Source organism: Lachnoclostridium sp. An118 (assembly GCF_002160985.1).
Taxonomy (GTDB): Bacteria; Bacillota; Clostridia; order Lachnospirales; family Lachnospiraceae; genus Claveliimonas; species Claveliimonas stercoravium.
In genome coordinates this window covers 204,556-219,515 of record NZ_NFLQ01000002.1, presented here as the reverse complement: position 1 = coordinate 219,515, position 14,960 = coordinate 204,556, and the positions used below count along the sequence as shown (strand labels likewise).

The following is a 14,960-nucleotide window of genomic DNA, read 5'->3' as shown; positions in this document are numbered from 1 at the left end:
TGTTGTCGTTATTTTCCCTAATCCCACTGCTCCATGCACTCAAATCTTGGGACGGTAAGAGCAGCGATCAGCACTGTAATCATCATACTATAAATCGGCACGATTAAAAAGAGTAAATTTGTATTTATAAAGTATGACGCCGGGATGCTGACAAGGGCGCCGATCCCCAGTATGCCGCCCTGGACCGCCAGAAGGAAGAACTGTTTTCCTGTCGTTCCCAGGGTGTCGCCCAAAAGGCTGTCCCCAAGCACCTTGATGTAGAGTCGGTTGGCCTGCAGCACCACGTAGGAGAGGATGATGGCCCCGGTCTTCCAGATGGGAAGTCCCCAGGCCAGGCCCACGGGAACGAAGAACAGCACCGCATCCACAAGAGCCTTCAGGTGCTCTGTGCAGGTGGCGTACCAGAGCTTCTTCGCAGCCGGCTCGGGGATCAGGTAGATGTAGGGCTGCTCCAGCTCCTTCCCCCATTTTCCCATGTACCCGGTACCCACAAAGACCATGTAGACTGCCACACCCATGAGCACCAGCTCCGGCGGCAGGTCTTCCTGAGGCCGTCCTACAAAGAAGATGCAGGCCACCGCTCCTATGAGGGCGGCCAGGGTAAAGCCTGTGAAGATAAAGAACCGCTCTTTTTTGTACTCCAGGAGCTGCCGGCTCAGGATAGCTCTGGCGCCCGTCCCCCACCCGGAGAGGGATGCCTTCTTCAGCTTCTTTTTCCCGAAGCCCAGGCCGCTCTCACCCTTTTGGTTCCTCTTTCTGAGCTCCGCGTAGTCGTCCGCGAATTTGGCTGCGTCCTCGTAGTAGGCTCCCGTGCAGCGGATCTTCCAGGCCACAAGAAACATCCCCGTACAGGCCAGAAGGAAGAGCACCGTGCCGATGACATTCCAGAGGTCCGGCCCGGTCACGAGAAGGCTCACCGCCGACACCTCCCAGCCCGCCACCGGGAGGAGCTTCAGCGCCGGCGAGTCGAGCAGGGACAGGACGGTCTCGACGCGGATGCCACCTGCCACGAGATACCAGGCGGCAACAGAGGCGACCGCCACCACGAGAGCCAGTATCAAGAGGCGCAGGAGGCGTATCAGCCCTCTAAACCGCTCCTCACCGGAATACAGAAAGACCATCAGGCTCGTCTCAAACACAGTCTCAAACACAAAGCAGAAGACAAAGAGCAAAACGCCCCTTGCCGGCTCCACGTGAAAGACCGTCACCGCTGCCACGGAGAACAAAAGGTCAGCCACAAAGGAGACTGTATAGTTCAGGATCGCCCCGTGGAGCAGCACCAGCTTGGAGCTGATGGGCGCCGTAAAGATAAAGTGGGCGTGGCTGGGCCTGAATATCACGCCCTTCAGCTTGGCGTAGGACAAAAAATTGCTGCAGAAGATAAAGTAGAGCCACACTGTCATGACATAGACGATCCCCTCTTTATGGGCAATGCCCCCCGCAGCCGCCAGGGAGGCGAAGGCGGCCAGGATGCCTGCCACATAAAAAACGCCCAGAGCTATATAGAGGTAGGTCACCGGCTTTCTCACGGCCTTTTTGGCCCGGTTGATAAAGCTTCTCTTCGTCAGATACAAAAGTGCTCTCATCTCTTCTCACCACCTGTCACTTCAAAGAACAGGTCGTCCAGGTCCCTGTCTCCTGCATCCTCCTTTCGGAAAGAGGCCTTGATATGCCCCTTTTCCATTACAAACATGACGTCCCACAGCTCCTCCACCATCTCCAGCATGTGGGTGCTGATGAGCACCGTCACCCCCTGGCTCCTAAGCTCCAGGATGACCTCCTTCAGCTCCCGGATGGCCTGAGGGTCCAGCCCCACCATGGGTTCGTCAAAGAGGATGACCTGGGGCTTTACCGCCAGGGCGCAGAGGATGCTCACCTTCTGCATCATTCCCTTGGACAGCTCATTCCCCAGCTTGTCCGCCTTGTCCGTCATCTCGAATCTGTCCAGCAGACTCTCCACCTCCTGGTCCGTGACAGGACTTTTGTAGGCCATGCGTATGTACTGGATGTGCTCACGGACAGAAAGTGCCTCGAACATGGAGGGGATCTCCGGCACATAGCCGAATATCCGCTTCGCCTCCAGCTCCCTGGAGGGTATCCCCTGTATCCGTATCATCCCTTCATATCTCAGCAGCCCTGCTATACTCTTGATGATGGTAGATTTTCCCGCTCCGTTGGGGCCGAGCAGGATCCCCACTCTCCCGTCCGGCACAAAAAAGCTGACCTGGTCCACCGCCAGATTTTTCCCGTACATTTTTCTGAGTCCCTGTACCTCTAACATGGTCTCTTCCCCCTGCGCATTTTGCGATGATTTTTGTATTAATATTGTAATACAATTATATGTGCAAAAGACACTCCTGTCAACAACAAAAATGGAATGCAACAGCCCCGTCTATGTGGACACAATGGTAAAGTAGTATTTATCCTCCCCCACATATCCCCTCTCCTGCCTGATATGTTTTTCCTGGTCGCACTCATGTATACTCATCCTCATTTGCCTCCACATAATCCTTCCATCTTGTGACAGACGTATCAAGACGTATCAGATACGGCCTGCGCCTTCAGAAACTCCCGGAAATATACTGCTTTACGTTTATACTAGCACACATCTCCAAAAGTTTCCATAAAAAACTTTGTTTTCCCCATCTCTGCGGCGGAAACAGCAGCCCGTACAGAAAAAGGACTCCGCGCCCGCGAAGCCCTTTAGGCCGACCCTTGAAAACACTCCTCCTCTACAGGATAATGCAGACCATCCCCCCATTGATGTCGTTCACCACCTTCTGCATGGTGTCCTGCAGCTTTGCCTGACTGTCGTCCCCGATCATGGAGATTCGGCTCTGCATGCCGTCCATCACCAGCTCCTCGATGGTCTTCCCGAAAATATTGGTCTCCCAGATGCCGCCCTCTGTGTCTTTCCTGTCTTTGATATAGCGTATCAGGTCCTCCGCCTGCTGCTCGCTGCCCACAATGGGCGCGATCTCCGTCTCTATGTTCGCCCTGATGAGGTGGATGGAGGGGGCGAGGGACCGTATCTTCACGCCGTACTTGTTCCCCTGGCGTATGATCTCCGGCTCATCCAGTGTAATCTCGTCCCGTCCCGGCTTCACCACCCCGTAGCCCTTCATCCTGACGCTGTCAAAGGCCCCCTTGACGCACTCGTACTCCTTTTTCATGGCGGCCAGCCTTTTCAGCTCACAGAGGAGCCCGCACTGCCCCTGTATCTGCGCCCCGGTCATCTCGCTCAGCATCTCGTAGTAAAATTCCTCTCCAATCTCTATGCGTATCTTCACACAGCCTGTGTCCATCTCGATCTTTTCCAGCCTCGCCTCCTCTATGTAGGGGCTCTCCGGCGTTTCCACGCCTGCTGCGGCGTCCCGTATCTGGCTGATCTTTTCCAGCAGCTCCCGGGCGCAGGCCGCCAGGTCCTGCCGTATCCTGTGGTCCGGCGGCAGTATTTCCGCCCACCTGGGGATAAAGAACTGTAGCTCCGACACAGGGAACTCAAAGAGTACCGCCTCCATGATCCGGTGGATATCCTCCTCCTTCAGCTGCTCGCAGTTCACGGGCAGAGCCTGCACCTGGTATGTCTCCCGGACGTGCCGGGCGGTCTTCTTTGCCTCCTCGCCATCCGGGCGGCGGCTGTTCACCAGCACCACAAAGGGCTTCCCGATCCCCTGCAGCTCACGGATGGTCTTCCCCTCCGCCTCCTCGTAGCTGCTCCTCGGTATCTCCCCGATACTGCCGTCCGTTGTCACCACGATGCCGATGGTGGAGTGCTCGTGGATGACCTTCTCCGTACCCACAGCCGCCGCCTTTGTAAAGGGGATCTCATAGTCAAACCAGGGGGTCTTCACCTTCCGCTCCTGGCCCTCCTCCTCGTGCCCCGACGCCCCCTCCACCATGTAGCCCACACAGTCGATGAGACGTATCCTCACCGACACATCGTCTGTCAGGTCGATGTTTGCCGCCTCCTTTGGGACAAACTTGGGCTCCGTGGTCATGATGGTCCTTCCGGAGGCAGACTGGGGAAGCTCATCCACAGTCCTGGCCCTGACATTTTCATCCTCCAGATGGGGAAGGACCAGCACATCCATAAAACGCTTGATAAAGGTGGATTTTCCGGTCCGCACCGGCCCCACCACGCCTATGTATATTTCTCCCTTTGTCCTGACCTGTATGTCCTTGTATAACTCATAATGATCCATAGTCCGCGCCCCTTCCACATGTGCTGTTAGAATATATGCATCCCCTGTTTCATTTAGAATTTTCATTCGATAGATTTCGTCTATGATTTTCATGCATATTAAGTATTGGTTTGGCCATGTCCGTTTTGTTAAAATAAAAACAGACAAAAGCTTTTATCAAAGGAGAGATGAATTATGGAAAGACACCAGATTACCGGGCACACAGAGCTGATCGGACTTATGGCATACCCCATCCGCCATTCCCAGTCACCTGCCACCCACAATGCCGCCTACGAAAAGCTGGGCCTGGATATTGTCAACCTTGCTTTTGAGGTGGACGCAGACGACCTGGAGGACGCCATCAAAGGCCTGAGAGCCCTGAAAATGCGTGGTTCCAATATCTCCATGCCGAACAAGACCATTGTACACAAATATCTGGACGAGGTGTCCCCCGCGGCCCAGCTCTGCGGGGCAGTCAACACTATCGTGAACAAGGACGGCTACCTGATCGGCCACAACACAGACGGCATCGGCTATGTGCAGTCCCTGAAGGACAACGGCATTGACCCCACAGGAAAGAAGGTCACCATCGCAGGCTCCGGCGGAGCTGCCACAGCTGTACAGATCCAGTCCGCCCTGGACGGCGTGGCCGAGATGTCCATCTTCGCCAGGGATGACAGGTTCAAGGACAATGCTCTTGAGACAGTAAAAAAGATCAACGAGAACACAAACTGCAAGGCTGTCTTCTATCCTCTGGAGGACCTGGACCGCTTAAAAGCAGAGATGGCTGACAGCTATCTGTTCACCAACGCCACCGGCGTGGGCATGAAGCCTCTGGAGGGCATCACCTACATTCCGGACGCCTCCTTCTTCCGCCCGGACCTGATCGTGACAGACGTTGTGTACTCTCCCCACGAGACAGCCATGCTGAAGATGGCCAGAAAAGCCGGCTGCAAGACCATGAACGGCCAGGGCATGATGCTCTTCCAGGCCATCGCGGCTATTGAGCTGATGCTGGGACAGAGAGTGGACAGCGAGTACATGAAGGAGAAGCTCGGCATCTCCTACGTCTACACAGACGATGACGAAGACTAGGAGGGAGGGAGCCATGAATACAGTAAAAGTGAGAAATCTGGAGCTGGGGAGCGGTATCCCGGCTGTGTGCATCCCCAATGTAGGAAAGACGAAGGAGGAGATCCTCTCCCTCACAGAGCAGTACAGGTCCATGTCCATGGACCTGATGGAGTGGCGGGTGGACTGGTTTGAGGGTGTGGAGGACACCCAGGCCGTACTGGACGTGCTGTCCGGCGTCAGAGAGAAGCTGGGGGACACTCCTCTCCTCTTCACCTTCCGCACAAAAAAGGAGGGCGGCGTCCATGAGATGGACACCACCGCCTACGTATCCCTCAACAAGGCTGTGGCCGCCACGGGGCTGGCGGACCTGATCGACGTGGAGATCTTCACGGGAGACGGGGTTGTCTCTGACCTCATCAGCGCCATCCACGCATCCGGCACAAAGGTGGTTGCCTCCAACCACGACTTTGACAAGACACCGGCAAAGTCTGACATCCTCTACCGGCTGCGCAAGATGCAGGATATGGGAGCGGACATCCCCAAGATCGCCGTCATGCCCAGGAGCAAAAGGGATGTACTGACTCTCCTGTCCGCCACGGAGGAGATGGCCTCCGACTATGCGGACCGCCCCATCATCACCATGTCCATGGCAGGCCTTGGCAGCATCAGCCGTCTCTCCTGCGAGGTCTTCGGCTCCTGCCTCACCTTCGGCTCAGGCTCCATGGCCTCCGCCCCGGGGCAGATCGGCGCCGGGGAGCTGCGTCAGGTCCTGACCTCGGTCCACAACGCGCTGGGCGAGTAAGATGGACACAGGCTCATCAGGGCTATGAGACGACTGCTGTCGCCCTTCTGGGCAGCTGTAGAAACAATCATTGCAAGGGCAGGCGCCGGACTTTCTCTCTTTTGTCCGGCGCCTGCCCTGTCTTTTTGTATCTGTGGTGTTTGAATTTCCCGTGAGACCTAATGTCTCTCCTCGCTCCACTTCAGGAAGCTGCCTGTCTGGGCGTCAATCTCAAATTCGTACTCTTTCTGGTCGTAGATGATATCTCCCTCGTAGATATAGTATCCGTCATCAAAGTCCAGCTCCATGCGGATATCCGCCTCAGTGGCTCCCGGCACTCTCTCCAGGGCTGCGGCCCTGGCGTCCGCCTCACTGACCGCCACATCAGCCGCTCCCGCCGTGCTTCCGGTATTTCCCGTGTTCCCGGTATTGTCCGTATTTCCTGCGCCTGCGCCGGCGGCTGTGTCATCCTGGCCGGAGGCTGCGGCGCTCTGGCCGGCTGTCCCTTTTGTCTCCACATCCGCACTCAGTATCTCACCGTTGGCACCGTTGATGTCATAGTTGTACTCCTTTTCGTCCACGCTGAACTGCACGTCATACTGGAGCACACCGTCGTCCCTGTCCTTTTCCACCTTCAGTCTGGATGTGTCGGACTCGCTCACGCCCGCATCCTCAAAGGCGATCCTCTTGGCCTCGTCCTGTCCGATATCCTGACCGGAAGCTCCGCAGCCTGTCACAATACCTGCCGCCACTGCCGCGGCCAGAAGCGCTGTTGTCAATCTCTTATATCTTCTCATCTTTTCATTCCCTTTCCCGGCCCTGCCTGAACCGGTCCCTTTCTTGATTTTTTATAGCTGTTTTCCTTTGTTGTACTTACTATAACCAGAAAAGATTAAAAGAACATTAAAACAAGAAGAATTTGTGATTTTTTCCTGAACCTGTATTCCGGACTTGAAAACGCTGACACCCCATTTAAAATATCTTGCAGAGCATTTTGATACCGGATACTCCCTCTGGCCTGCAGTTCAGGAAATTTAAATACAGTCCTTCTCTCACTCGTGCCGGTGTCCGCTCTCCTCTTCCTTTTCCCCGTGATGGCGGTATCTGCTGCCTCCATCTTCCTCTGTATCGTCCCCTGCGTCTTCCTCCTCTGTCCCGGACTGGATGCCCTCAGCGTCCACGCCGCAGGACTCCAGCAGCTCCTGGAGTCCCTCCTGGTAGGGCAGGAAGCGGATGTCCAGCTCATCCAGCAGCTCCTCCGCCTCCGCGTTATATCCCTCCACGGACACGATCCTGTCAAACCGGTTGATGCCAAGCTCCAGGGATGGATTGATGTCAATGCTGATGTAGGCCGTTGGGGTGAAAAAGACATAGCTGCCCCCCGAGGCGAGAGCGATGAGGACGAGGCAGGCTGCTGCCGCCACTGCCGCCGCTGCTGTTATCGCCGCTGTGATCCTCTTCATATCTGATCCCTCCATCTTTTTAAATGAAATTGTTTTTACTGTTTCACTAAGAATACGAACCAGCGCTCCCGTTCCATTCAAAAATCCGGATTTTTTTTATTTACAGGGGAAATCTGCAGGTAAAGACGCTGCCTTTCCCCTTCTCGCTCTCCACGGCCACCTCACCGCCGTGCTCCCCGGCGATCCATTTTACAATGGAGAGGCCAAGCCCGGAGTGGCCGGCATCGCTGCGGGAGGCGTCCGCGCGGTAGAACCGGTCCCAGATGCGGGGAAGGTCCTTCTCCTCCATGCCCTGCCCGTCATCTGCCACGGAGAGGACCGCCGCCTTCTCCTCCCGGTGCAGGGACACCTTTGTGGTGCCCCCCTCCCGCCCGTAGGAGATGGAGTTGGAGATAAGGTTCACGAGAAGCCGGATGAAAAAGCTCTCGTCCGCCTCCATCACGATCCCCGGCTCAATGTCCGTCACAATGGAGATGTGCTTCTCATCTGCCAGCAGCTGCTGTTCTTCCGCCGTCATCAGGGTCAGCTCGCTGATATCCAGAGGCTCCTTCTGGAGCACCTGGCGCCCCTGGTCCGCCCGGGACAGAAGAAGGAGCTGGGAGATCATGGCAGACATGTCCCCGGCCTTTTTCCGGATGGCCTCCAGCTGTTCTCTCTGCGGCTCAGACAGGGAAGGGTCTGACAGCAGCTCCTCGCTCTGGAGCAGGATCACTGCAGCCGGGGTCCGCAGCTCGTGGGACACGTCGGAGGTGAACTGCCTCTCCCTGGCAAACGCCTCCTCCAGCTCTGAGAGCAGATGGTCAAAGGTGTCCGCCAGATGGTAGATCTCGTCCCTTCCGCCGGGCAGGTCCACTCTCCTGGACAGGTCCGCCTCCTCCCGTATCTCCTTCACAGTATCCGTGATACGCCGCACGGGCAGGAGGGCCCTCCTGACAAAGAAATAGGACAGGAGGACCAGCACCACCGCCAGGCCGGGCAGGAGGATGAGGGCAAACCGCAGCGTCACGGTAAAGCTGTTCTCCGCTCTTGTGACCGAGGTGATGCCCCGGATATAGACAGGGCCGTACCCCTCTATATCCTGGCTCATATCAAATACATAGAAGGTTTCCTGTCCCTCCCGGACCGTGCGCAGGGTGTCATGCTCAAAATCCGTCTGGCTGCCAAAGCCGGTGGGGATCCGCCCGTACAGGAACGTGCCGTCCACACCGTACACCGACAGATAGACCCCGTTCTCCATAGTGTAAAAGTCTGAGTCCACCTCCAGCTCCCCCTCTCCTGCCTCCAGCTCCTCCACACTGCCCTGCACCTGCTCTTTTAAATCTGACTGTACGGAGGAGAGGACCTCCTGGGTGCTGAGAGAAAACAGGATAGCCAGGGCCGCCACAATGAGGAGGATCATAAATCCCCCGTACAGGCACGTCAGCTTCAGTTTGATCGACCATCTCTTCATCATTCCGCCCTCAGTACATAGCCGGCTCCCCGGACTGTGTGTATCAGTTTCTTCTCATGTCCCTCGTCGATCTTCCTGCGCAGATACCGGATATATACGTCGATGACGTTGGACCCTCCTGCGAAATCGTAGTTCCATATGTGCTGCTCCAGCTTGTCCCGGGAGAGGACGATGCCCTGGTTCTGCATCATATAACGCAGCAACGTGTACTCCTTCCCGGACAGGCTGATCTCTTTCCCCGCCCGGGTCACCTTGTGGGTGTCCGTGCACAGGGTCAGGTCCCCCACCGTCAGACAGTTCCCCTCTCCGCTCTGATCCGGTTTTCGCAGCATGACCCGTATCCGGGCCAGCAGTTCCTCCACCGCAAAGGGCTTTACGAGGTAGTCGTTGGCACCCGCGTCCAGCCCTGCCACCCGGTCCTCAATGCTGTCCCTGGCAGTCAATAGGAGCACCGGCAGGGACTTGTCCCTGGCCCGGATCTTCCGGAGCACGGTCAGCCCGTCCATGAACGGCATCATAATGTCCAGCACCACCGCGTCATACTCCGCCCCCGCCAGGTAGTCCAGGGCCTCCTGCCCGTCAAAGCAGGCGTCCACGCTGTAGTGCTCCGCTGTCAGCCTGGAAACCAGTATCTTGTTTAAATTTTTCTCATCCTCCGCTATCAAAATGCGCATGTCCTTCCCTCCATCCGCTGTCATATTTCTCTCTTCTCTTAACCTTACATGACAAAAGAGGATCCGTCAAGCAGACAGATCCTCACTAAATGTGTCAGCCGGACGGCTCTCTCAGCGGACGTTTTACTCCACTCCCATGTAGAGGTCCACAAGCTCATCTCCCGCCTGTTTTCTTATATTCTCATACACCGGCTGGCATGCCTCCTGCATTTCCTCCCAGGTCTGCTGGTCGATCTCCACGATCTCCATGCCCTCTGCCGCCAGCTCTTCTTCCCGCTGCTCTCTTCTCTCGTCCGCGGACTCCCGGGCCTTCTCCTGGGCGATAGCAGCTGCCTCCCGGACGATCTGCTGCTGTTCCTTGTCCAGGTCCCGGAAAAAGTCGTCGCTGACAATGAGGGTGATATAGTCGGGGACCGCGTTGGTCTGTACCAGCACTTCCTGCTGCTCATAGAGCTTGGCGCTGACAATGAGTTCGTAGGCGTTTTCCTGGGCGTCTATCGTCCCCTGCTGCAGGCCGATGTAGACCTCGCTGAAAGTCATGGGCGTGGGGCTGGCGCCCACCGCGTTCCAGAACTGGATGTGATAGGTGTTCTCCATGGTCCGTATCTTCTGTCCTTTAAAGCTCTCCATGCCTGTGAAGGGCTCGCTGCTGGTCATGACGCGGAAGCACTGGTCCGCCATGCCCAGGATCTGGTAGCCGGCGTCCTCGTAGATCCCCTGTATGACAGAAAAAAATTCCGGATCATCGATGGCCGCCCTGGCTTCCTCTATGTCGTCGAACACGCAGGGCGTGTCAAAGACGCACAGCTCCGGCATAAAGCTCACCTGAGGCGCCGGGGACTGGACCACAAAGGGGATATCCCCGTCCTTGCAGCTCTCCATCAGCTCTCTGTCCCCTCCCAGCGTGCTCTGGGGGTACACCTGGATCTCCATCTCTCCTCCGCTCAGGCGCTCCACTTCCTCCGCAAAGGTCTGCGCAAATACATGGGTGATGGTGTCCTCTGTGCTGCAGGTGGCCAGGGGCCAGGCGTAGGTCTGCTTCCCGGACGTATCTATTTTTCTGTCAGACACAGAAGAGCCGTAGACTATGACGCCCGCGCTGACAGCCGTAAGGAGGACAACCGTCACTGCACTCCATATCTTCTTCATCTTCTTTATCCTCCTTTTCTAGAGCAGCGCAAGGCTGATCTGGGGTATAAATGTGATCAGGATCAGTGCGATCAGGAAATAGCCGATCATGGGAAGGGCCCGCTTCGCGATCTGCACCACCGGAATATCTGTGAGGGAGCTTGCCACAAACAGGTTGACGCCGATAGGCGGGGTCACAAAGCCGATGGCAAGGTTCACCACCATCATGACTCCGAAATGGATGGAGTCCACTCCCACACCGTTCATGATGGGCAGGAGGATGGGAGTCAGTATCAGGATAGCCGGTGTGGTGTCCATGACCATTCCCACAAACAGCAGGAAGATATTGACCACGATCAGGATCAGCACTTTATTTCCCGCAAAGCTGTCCAGTATCCACGTGCTGATGGTCTGAGGCACCTGCATCAGGGTCAGCACCCTGGAAAAAGCGATGGACGCTGCCAGGATGAAGAGGATGGGCGCATAGGTCTTCACCGCCTCGGAAAAGACTGCGTACAGCTCTCTCCACTGCAGTGACCTGTACACAAACAGGCTGATGATCAGGGAGTAGAACACGGAGATGACCGCCGCCTCCGTGGGGGACGCCACGCCGGAGTAGATGCATCCCAGGATGATCACCGGCGAGAGGACTGCAAAAAAGCTGCTCCTGAACACTCTCCACAGGCCTTTTTCCCGGAGTTTCCCGATCTCCTCGTTGATCTTCTCCTTGTCCTCCCCGTTCTTCCTGCAGTAGTACACCGCATAGACCATGAGAAGGACACCGATCAGGATGCCGGGGATGATGCCCGCAATAAAGATATCGCTGACAGACACGCCCGAGGCCATACCGTACATGATAAAGGGAATGCTTGGCGGAATGATGACTCCCAGGCTCCCCGCCACAGCCACAAGAGCTGTGCAGAACTTTTTGTCATAGCCCAGATGGACAAGAAGGGGGATGGTCATACTCCCCACGGCTGCCACCGTGGCAATGCCGGACCCGGAGATGGCTCCGTAAAAGAGGCAGGTCACCACTGCCGCGCAGGGCAGTCCCGCGGTCCTCTTTCCTATAAAATAAGCAAACAGGTCAAAGAGCCTCTTGGAAATGCCTCCCCGCGCCATGATAATGCCCGACAGGATGAACATGGGGACCGCAAGGAGCGGAAAACTGTCCAGTCCGCCGAACATAGACCGGATCACGTAGCTGGCGCTGGCTGTAAAGGAAGAGTCAAAAACTCCCGGCAGCACAGAAACGATGCCCAGAGACACCGAAATCGGTATGGCTATGAGCAGGCAGACAAAAAATAAGATCATAACAACTGCTGATGACATTTACTCCTCCTCCTTTCCATCTCTTACTCCAAGGATGATCTGCAGCCGGTACAGCCATTTCTGGATGAGCCGGATCACGCAGAGGACGAAACTGATCACGGTAAAAGACTGGATGATGTACATGGGGATACCGCAGGCAGGGCTGCGCTGCCCGCTCTCCATGCCCGCCGCGACATATTTCCAGGCAAAGGGGATCAGGTACGCAAAAAATACAAGCTGTACAGAGTAGCTGATGAGCCGGAAAATATGCACGCCCTTTCCCGGCAGCATGCCCACCAGCTGGTCGATCTTCACCGACGCGCCTTTTTTGATGCAGAAGCTGGCACTGATAAATCCGGAAACGATGAAGAGAAATCTTGTGATCTCCTCAGACCAGGAAAGCGATGAGCCCAGCACATACCTTGCCGCCACCTGCACGCCCATGACCAGCGTCATGGCGCACAGCATGATGAGGAGAAGGGCTTCCTCCAGATACTGGTCCAGCCATCTGAGTACTTTCATGTTGAAACCTCCCTATTTTATAGCTTTTCACAGCATTATCTATTCTTTTTATCTATGATTTGTATATAAAATGGCCCGCTAGTCAGGATACATTCTATGGTTATTGTGTCCATTCCAGCGGGTCACTTTTCACTCAGTCTTACTGTACTGTTTATGCACAGTATGTACTATTTCGTCAGAGCGCTCTTACCAAAGATCTTCTTATACTGAGATACAAGGTAGAGCATCATCAGGATGGCAATGACTGCTGCTGCAAGGAGAAGTCCCATCATAGTGTATACAGCTGCAGCCTCTCCGATAGAGGTGGTCATGGCTGATACAATGTAGGGCAGGAAGCAGCTTGCAAGTCCCATCCATGTATAGTAGATACCAGTGTTTCTTCCCTTCGGGCCGGGGCACATCTCCTGACGGATCCCAAGACCTGTCTGGAGTGCTCCGCCTGCTGCGAAGAAGCCAAGCAGGGCGATGGCCACATAGATCACGGCCACGTTGCTCACAAGGAGGACAATGGCGAGGGCCACTGCCGTAAAGATGGAGTCGATCAGGACTACCTTCAGCGGATTCCACTGCAGTTTACCCATCATGACCGCCCAGAACACAACAGCGATGACAGAGCCCACTGTGTAGATGGACGTCATGCCCGCCGCCTGCGCCTCAGTCAGACCGCAGTTGCTCATACCGAAGGCCTTTGTGTACTGCTGCGCGCCGTACATGATGAACATACATACAAATCCGTAGAACATGGTAAAGAAGTTTACCAGTCCGCTTGGTTTTACAAGCATTCTTGCCCTTGCGGCCTCGATCTCAGCCTGTGCCGCATTCTCTGTCTTGCCGTCTGCTGTCTGTACGGTCTCTTTCATCTGATCGTCATAGGCAAAGGGTGCGATCACTGCCAGCACAACCGCAACAATGGACATAACAAGCGGGATCCAGATGTTGATGTGCCAGTTTCCTGCTGCTGAGAACTGCACAGCCAACAGCGGATAAATGATGCCGGACAGAGACACGAAGAATTTGATACCGATCAGAGCACTTCCTGCGTATCTCGGTTTTACAGACTCCTGAGCTGCCGGATACAGGGATGCATCCCAGAAACCGGACGTAGCTGCTCCTGAGAGGAATGCACATACACATGCGATGGGGAAGCTTGCCGTGAACAGAAGTCCCGCAAAGCAGATGATATAGAGCACGCCGCCCGCAACTGCCATCTTTTTACGGCCGATGCGGTCTGAGAATTCTCCGCCCAGCCATACAGTCAGCATTTTACCGAAACCTGTCGCTGTGATCGCCAGGGACACGGCCGCCGCACCTTCCACTGCGTCCGTGTACCCCCACTGGGTGTAGAAGTTTACCTGGTTCTGTGACAGGATGATCGCCTGGATACCATGGGTAAAGTACGCCATGTATACCATTGCCAGTGATAAGATATACTTTTTCGCCTTCACTTCTCTTACTCCTTTTCTCGTTCAAACTATATTATTTTGCCTGCTCTGCCTGGAACTTGTTGTACTCGTCCAGAGGCATTTTCTTTCCTACAAAGAGCTCGTAGTTGACAACGCCCTGCTGCTGGAGCATGCCCACGCCGCCGATGGCCTTGCATCCTGCCTCTTCAGCCTCCAGGATCATCTTTGTCTTCTCCGGATTGTAGACTGTGTCAGCTACTACAAGGTCCTTGCGGAAAAGGGACTTGTCGATGAGCGTCACGTCATCGTAGGGCTTCATGCCCATGATGGTGGCATTGATCACGATGTCGCAGTCTTTTACAGCCTCTGCCAGCTTCTCCTTGTCGTCCAGGTCGTCTACTGTGACAAGGCAGTCCGGGCATTTCTGCGCCAGCTTCTCTTTTGTTCCCTCTGCTCTTGCATAGAACTCGTCTTTGATATTAAAGATGTGCACCTCTTTTGCTCCGTCCAGGGCAAACTGCACCTGGATGGCTGTGGCAGCGCCGCCTGCTCCCAGGATCACTGCCTTTTTGCCCTTCACGTCAAAACCGTTGAGAGCCAGGTTGTTCACAAAGCCGATACCGTCTGTGATGTGTCCTGTGATAACACCTTCATCATTGACAAAGGTGTTGCAGGCACCGATGATCTCTGCCGCCGGTGACAGCTTGTCCACCAGCTCTGCAGCAATGTTCTTGCAGGGCATGGTGAAGTTTCCGCCCCGCATTTTGAAAAGGCGGATGGCCTCAAATACTTTCGGCATCTGCTCCACAGTCACGTCGAACGCCAGGTACGCGTAGTCCAGTCCGTCGTGCTGGAAGCTGAAGTTGTACATGGCCGGGGAACCAGAATGTCCCACCGGGCTTCCAAATAATGCCATCAGTCCTGTATGTCCAGAAATTCTTTTTTCCATGATCTTTTCCTCCTCAATCAT

14 protein-coding genes are annotated in these 14,960 nt (G+C 55.5%); 2 read left to right on the top strand and 12 right to left on the bottom strand.

Annotation, left to right across the window (positions count from 1 at the left end):
- Window positions 1-17 precede the first annotated feature (17 nt).
- The 3 genes from B5E62_RS02745 to spoIVA form a co-directional block, all read right to left on the bottom strand.
- Window positions 18-1,586 carry a putative ABC exporter domain-containing protein gene (locus B5E62_RS02745; protein WP_087173208.1) on the bottom strand — a complete coding sequence of 523 codons (1,569 nt, stop codon included), beginning with the start codon at window positions 1,584-1,586 and terminating at the stop codon, window positions 18-20.
- Window positions 1,583-2,281, bottom strand: coding sequence for an ABC transporter ATP-binding protein (locus tag B5E62_RS02740; RefSeq protein WP_087173207.1), 699 nt, complete (start codon window positions 2,279-2,281; stop codon window positions 1,583-1,585). Before B5E62_RS02740 ends, B5E62_RS02745 begins: the two co-directional genes overlap by 4 nt.
- A 451-nt stretch (window positions 2,282-2,732) precedes the next feature.
- Entirely contained in the window at window positions 2,733-4,205 is a 1,473-nt protein-coding gene (spoIVA, locus tag B5E62_RS02735; RefSeq protein WP_087173206.1) for a stage IV sporulation protein A, read from the bottom strand.
- 174 nt (window positions 4,206-4,379) lie between these two features.
- Here spoIVA and B5E62_RS02730 point away from each other — a divergent pair, with 174 nt between their 5' ends.
- Complete coding sequence (locus tag B5E62_RS02730) at window positions 4,380-5,279, top strand: shikimate dehydrogenase (RefSeq protein WP_087173205.1); 900 nt, start codon at window positions 4,380-4,382, stop codon at window positions 5,277-5,279.
- Between the two features lie 13 nt (window positions 5,280-5,292).
- A complete protein-coding gene (gene aroD, locus B5E62_RS02725) occupies window positions 5,293-6,060 on the top strand; it encodes a type I 3-dehydroquinate dehydratase (protein WP_087173204.1) in 768 nt (255 codons plus the stop codon).
- Between the two features lie 158 nt (window positions 6,061-6,218).
- Here aroD and B5E62_RS02720 read toward each other — a convergent pair whose 3' ends face one another.
- From B5E62_RS02720 to B5E62_RS02680, 9 genes are all read right to left on the bottom strand, one after another.
- Entirely contained in the window at window positions 6,219-6,836 is a 618-nt protein-coding gene (locus B5E62_RS02720; RefSeq protein WP_087173203.1) for a PepSY domain-containing protein, read from the bottom strand.
- A 255-nt stretch (window positions 6,837-7,091) separates the two neighbouring features.
- Window positions 7,092-7,502: an anti-sigma-I factor RsgI family protein gene (locus tag B5E62_RS02715; protein WP_087173202.1), complete on the bottom strand. Its 411-nt coding sequence runs from the start codon at window positions 7,500-7,502 to the stop codon at window positions 7,092-7,094.
- 100 nt (window positions 7,503-7,602) lie between these two features.
- Complete coding sequence (locus tag B5E62_RS02710) at window positions 7,603-8,955, bottom strand: sensor histidine kinase (RefSeq protein ID WP_330397980.1); 1,353 nt, start codon at window positions 8,953-8,955, stop codon at window positions 7,603-7,605.
- Complete coding sequence (locus B5E62_RS02705) at window positions 8,952-9,626, bottom strand: response regulator transcription factor (protein WP_087173264.1); 675 nt, start codon at window positions 9,624-9,626, stop codon at window positions 8,952-8,954. Before B5E62_RS02705 ends, B5E62_RS02710 begins: the two co-directional genes overlap by 4 nt.
- Before the next feature lie 123 nt (window positions 9,627-9,749).
- Window positions 9,750-10,775, bottom strand: coding sequence for a TRAP transporter substrate-binding protein (locus B5E62_RS02700; RefSeq protein ID WP_087173200.1), 1,026 nt, complete (start codon window positions 10,773-10,775; stop codon window positions 9,750-9,752).
- An 18-nt stretch (window positions 10,776-10,793) separates the two neighbouring features.
- Window positions 10,794-12,086 carry a TRAP transporter large permease gene (locus B5E62_RS02695; protein WP_076777253.1) on the bottom strand — a complete coding sequence of 431 codons (1,293 nt, stop codon included), beginning with the start codon at window positions 12,084-12,086 and terminating at the stop codon, window positions 10,794-10,796.
- Entirely contained in the window at window positions 12,087-12,587 is a 501-nt protein-coding gene (locus B5E62_RS02690) for a TRAP transporter small permease (RefSeq protein WP_076777252.1), read from the bottom strand.
- Between the two features lie 167 nt (window positions 12,588-12,754).
- Window positions 12,755-14,032, bottom strand: coding sequence for an MFS transporter (locus B5E62_RS02685; RefSeq protein WP_076777251.1), 1,278 nt, complete (start codon window positions 14,030-14,032; stop codon window positions 12,755-12,757).
- Window positions 14,033-14,063: 31 nt separating this feature from the next.
- Window positions 14,064-14,939 (bottom strand): shikimate dehydrogenase, encoded by an 876-nt coding sequence (locus B5E62_RS02680; RefSeq protein WP_087173263.1) that lies wholly within the window; start codon window positions 14,937-14,939, stop codon window positions 14,064-14,066.
- Window positions 14,940-14,960 lie beyond the last annotated feature (21 nt).

Bases quoted from the DNA above. Each gene is read 5' to 3' on its own strand.
- B5E62_RS02745 (WP_087173208.1), bottom strand. From the start codon at position 1,586: ATGAGAGCACTTTTGTATCTGACGAAGAGAAGCTTTATCAACCGGGCC.
- B5E62_RS02740 (WP_087173207.1), bottom strand. From the start codon at position 2,281: ATGTTAGAGGTACAGGGACTCAGAAAAATGTACGGGAAAAATCTGGCG.
- spoIVA (WP_087173206.1), bottom strand. From the start codon at position 4,205: ATGGATCATTATGAGTTATACAAGGACATACAGGTCAGGACAAAGGGA.
- B5E62_RS02730 (WP_087173205.1), top strand. From the start codon at position 4,380: ATGGAAAGACACCAGATTACCGGGCACACAGAGCTGATCGGACTTATG.
- aroD (WP_087173204.1), top strand. From the start codon at position 5,293: ATGAATACAGTAAAAGTGAGAAATCTGGAGCTGGGGAGCGGTATCCCG.
- B5E62_RS02720 (WP_087173203.1), bottom strand. From the start codon at position 6,836: ATGAGAAGATATAAGAGATTGACAACAGCGCTTCTGGCCGCGGCAGTG.
- B5E62_RS02715 (WP_087173202.1), bottom strand. From the start codon at position 7,502: ATGAAGAGGATCACAGCGGCGATAACAGCAGCGGCGGCAGTGGCGGCA.
- B5E62_RS02710 (WP_330397980.1), bottom strand. From the start codon at position 8,955: ATGATGAAGAGATGGTCGATCAAACTGAAGCTGACGTGCCTGTACGGG.
- B5E62_RS02705 (WP_087173264.1), bottom strand. From the start codon at position 9,626: ATGCGCATTTTGATAGCGGAGGATGAGAAAAATTTAAACAAGATACTG.
- B5E62_RS02700 (WP_087173200.1), bottom strand. From the start codon at position 10,775: ATGAAGAAGATATGGAGTGCAGTGACGGTTGTCCTCCTTACGGCTGTC.
- B5E62_RS02695 (WP_076777253.1), bottom strand. From the start codon at position 12,086: ATGTCATCAGCAGTTGTTATGATCTTATTTTTTGTCTGCCTGCTCATA.
- B5E62_RS02690 (WP_076777252.1), bottom strand. From the start codon at position 12,587: ATGAAAGTACTCAGATGGCTGGACCAGTATCTGGAGGAAGCCCTTCTC.
- B5E62_RS02680 (WP_087173263.1), bottom strand. From the start codon at position 14,939: ATGGAAAAAAGAATTTCTGGACATACAGGACTGATGGCATTATTTGGA.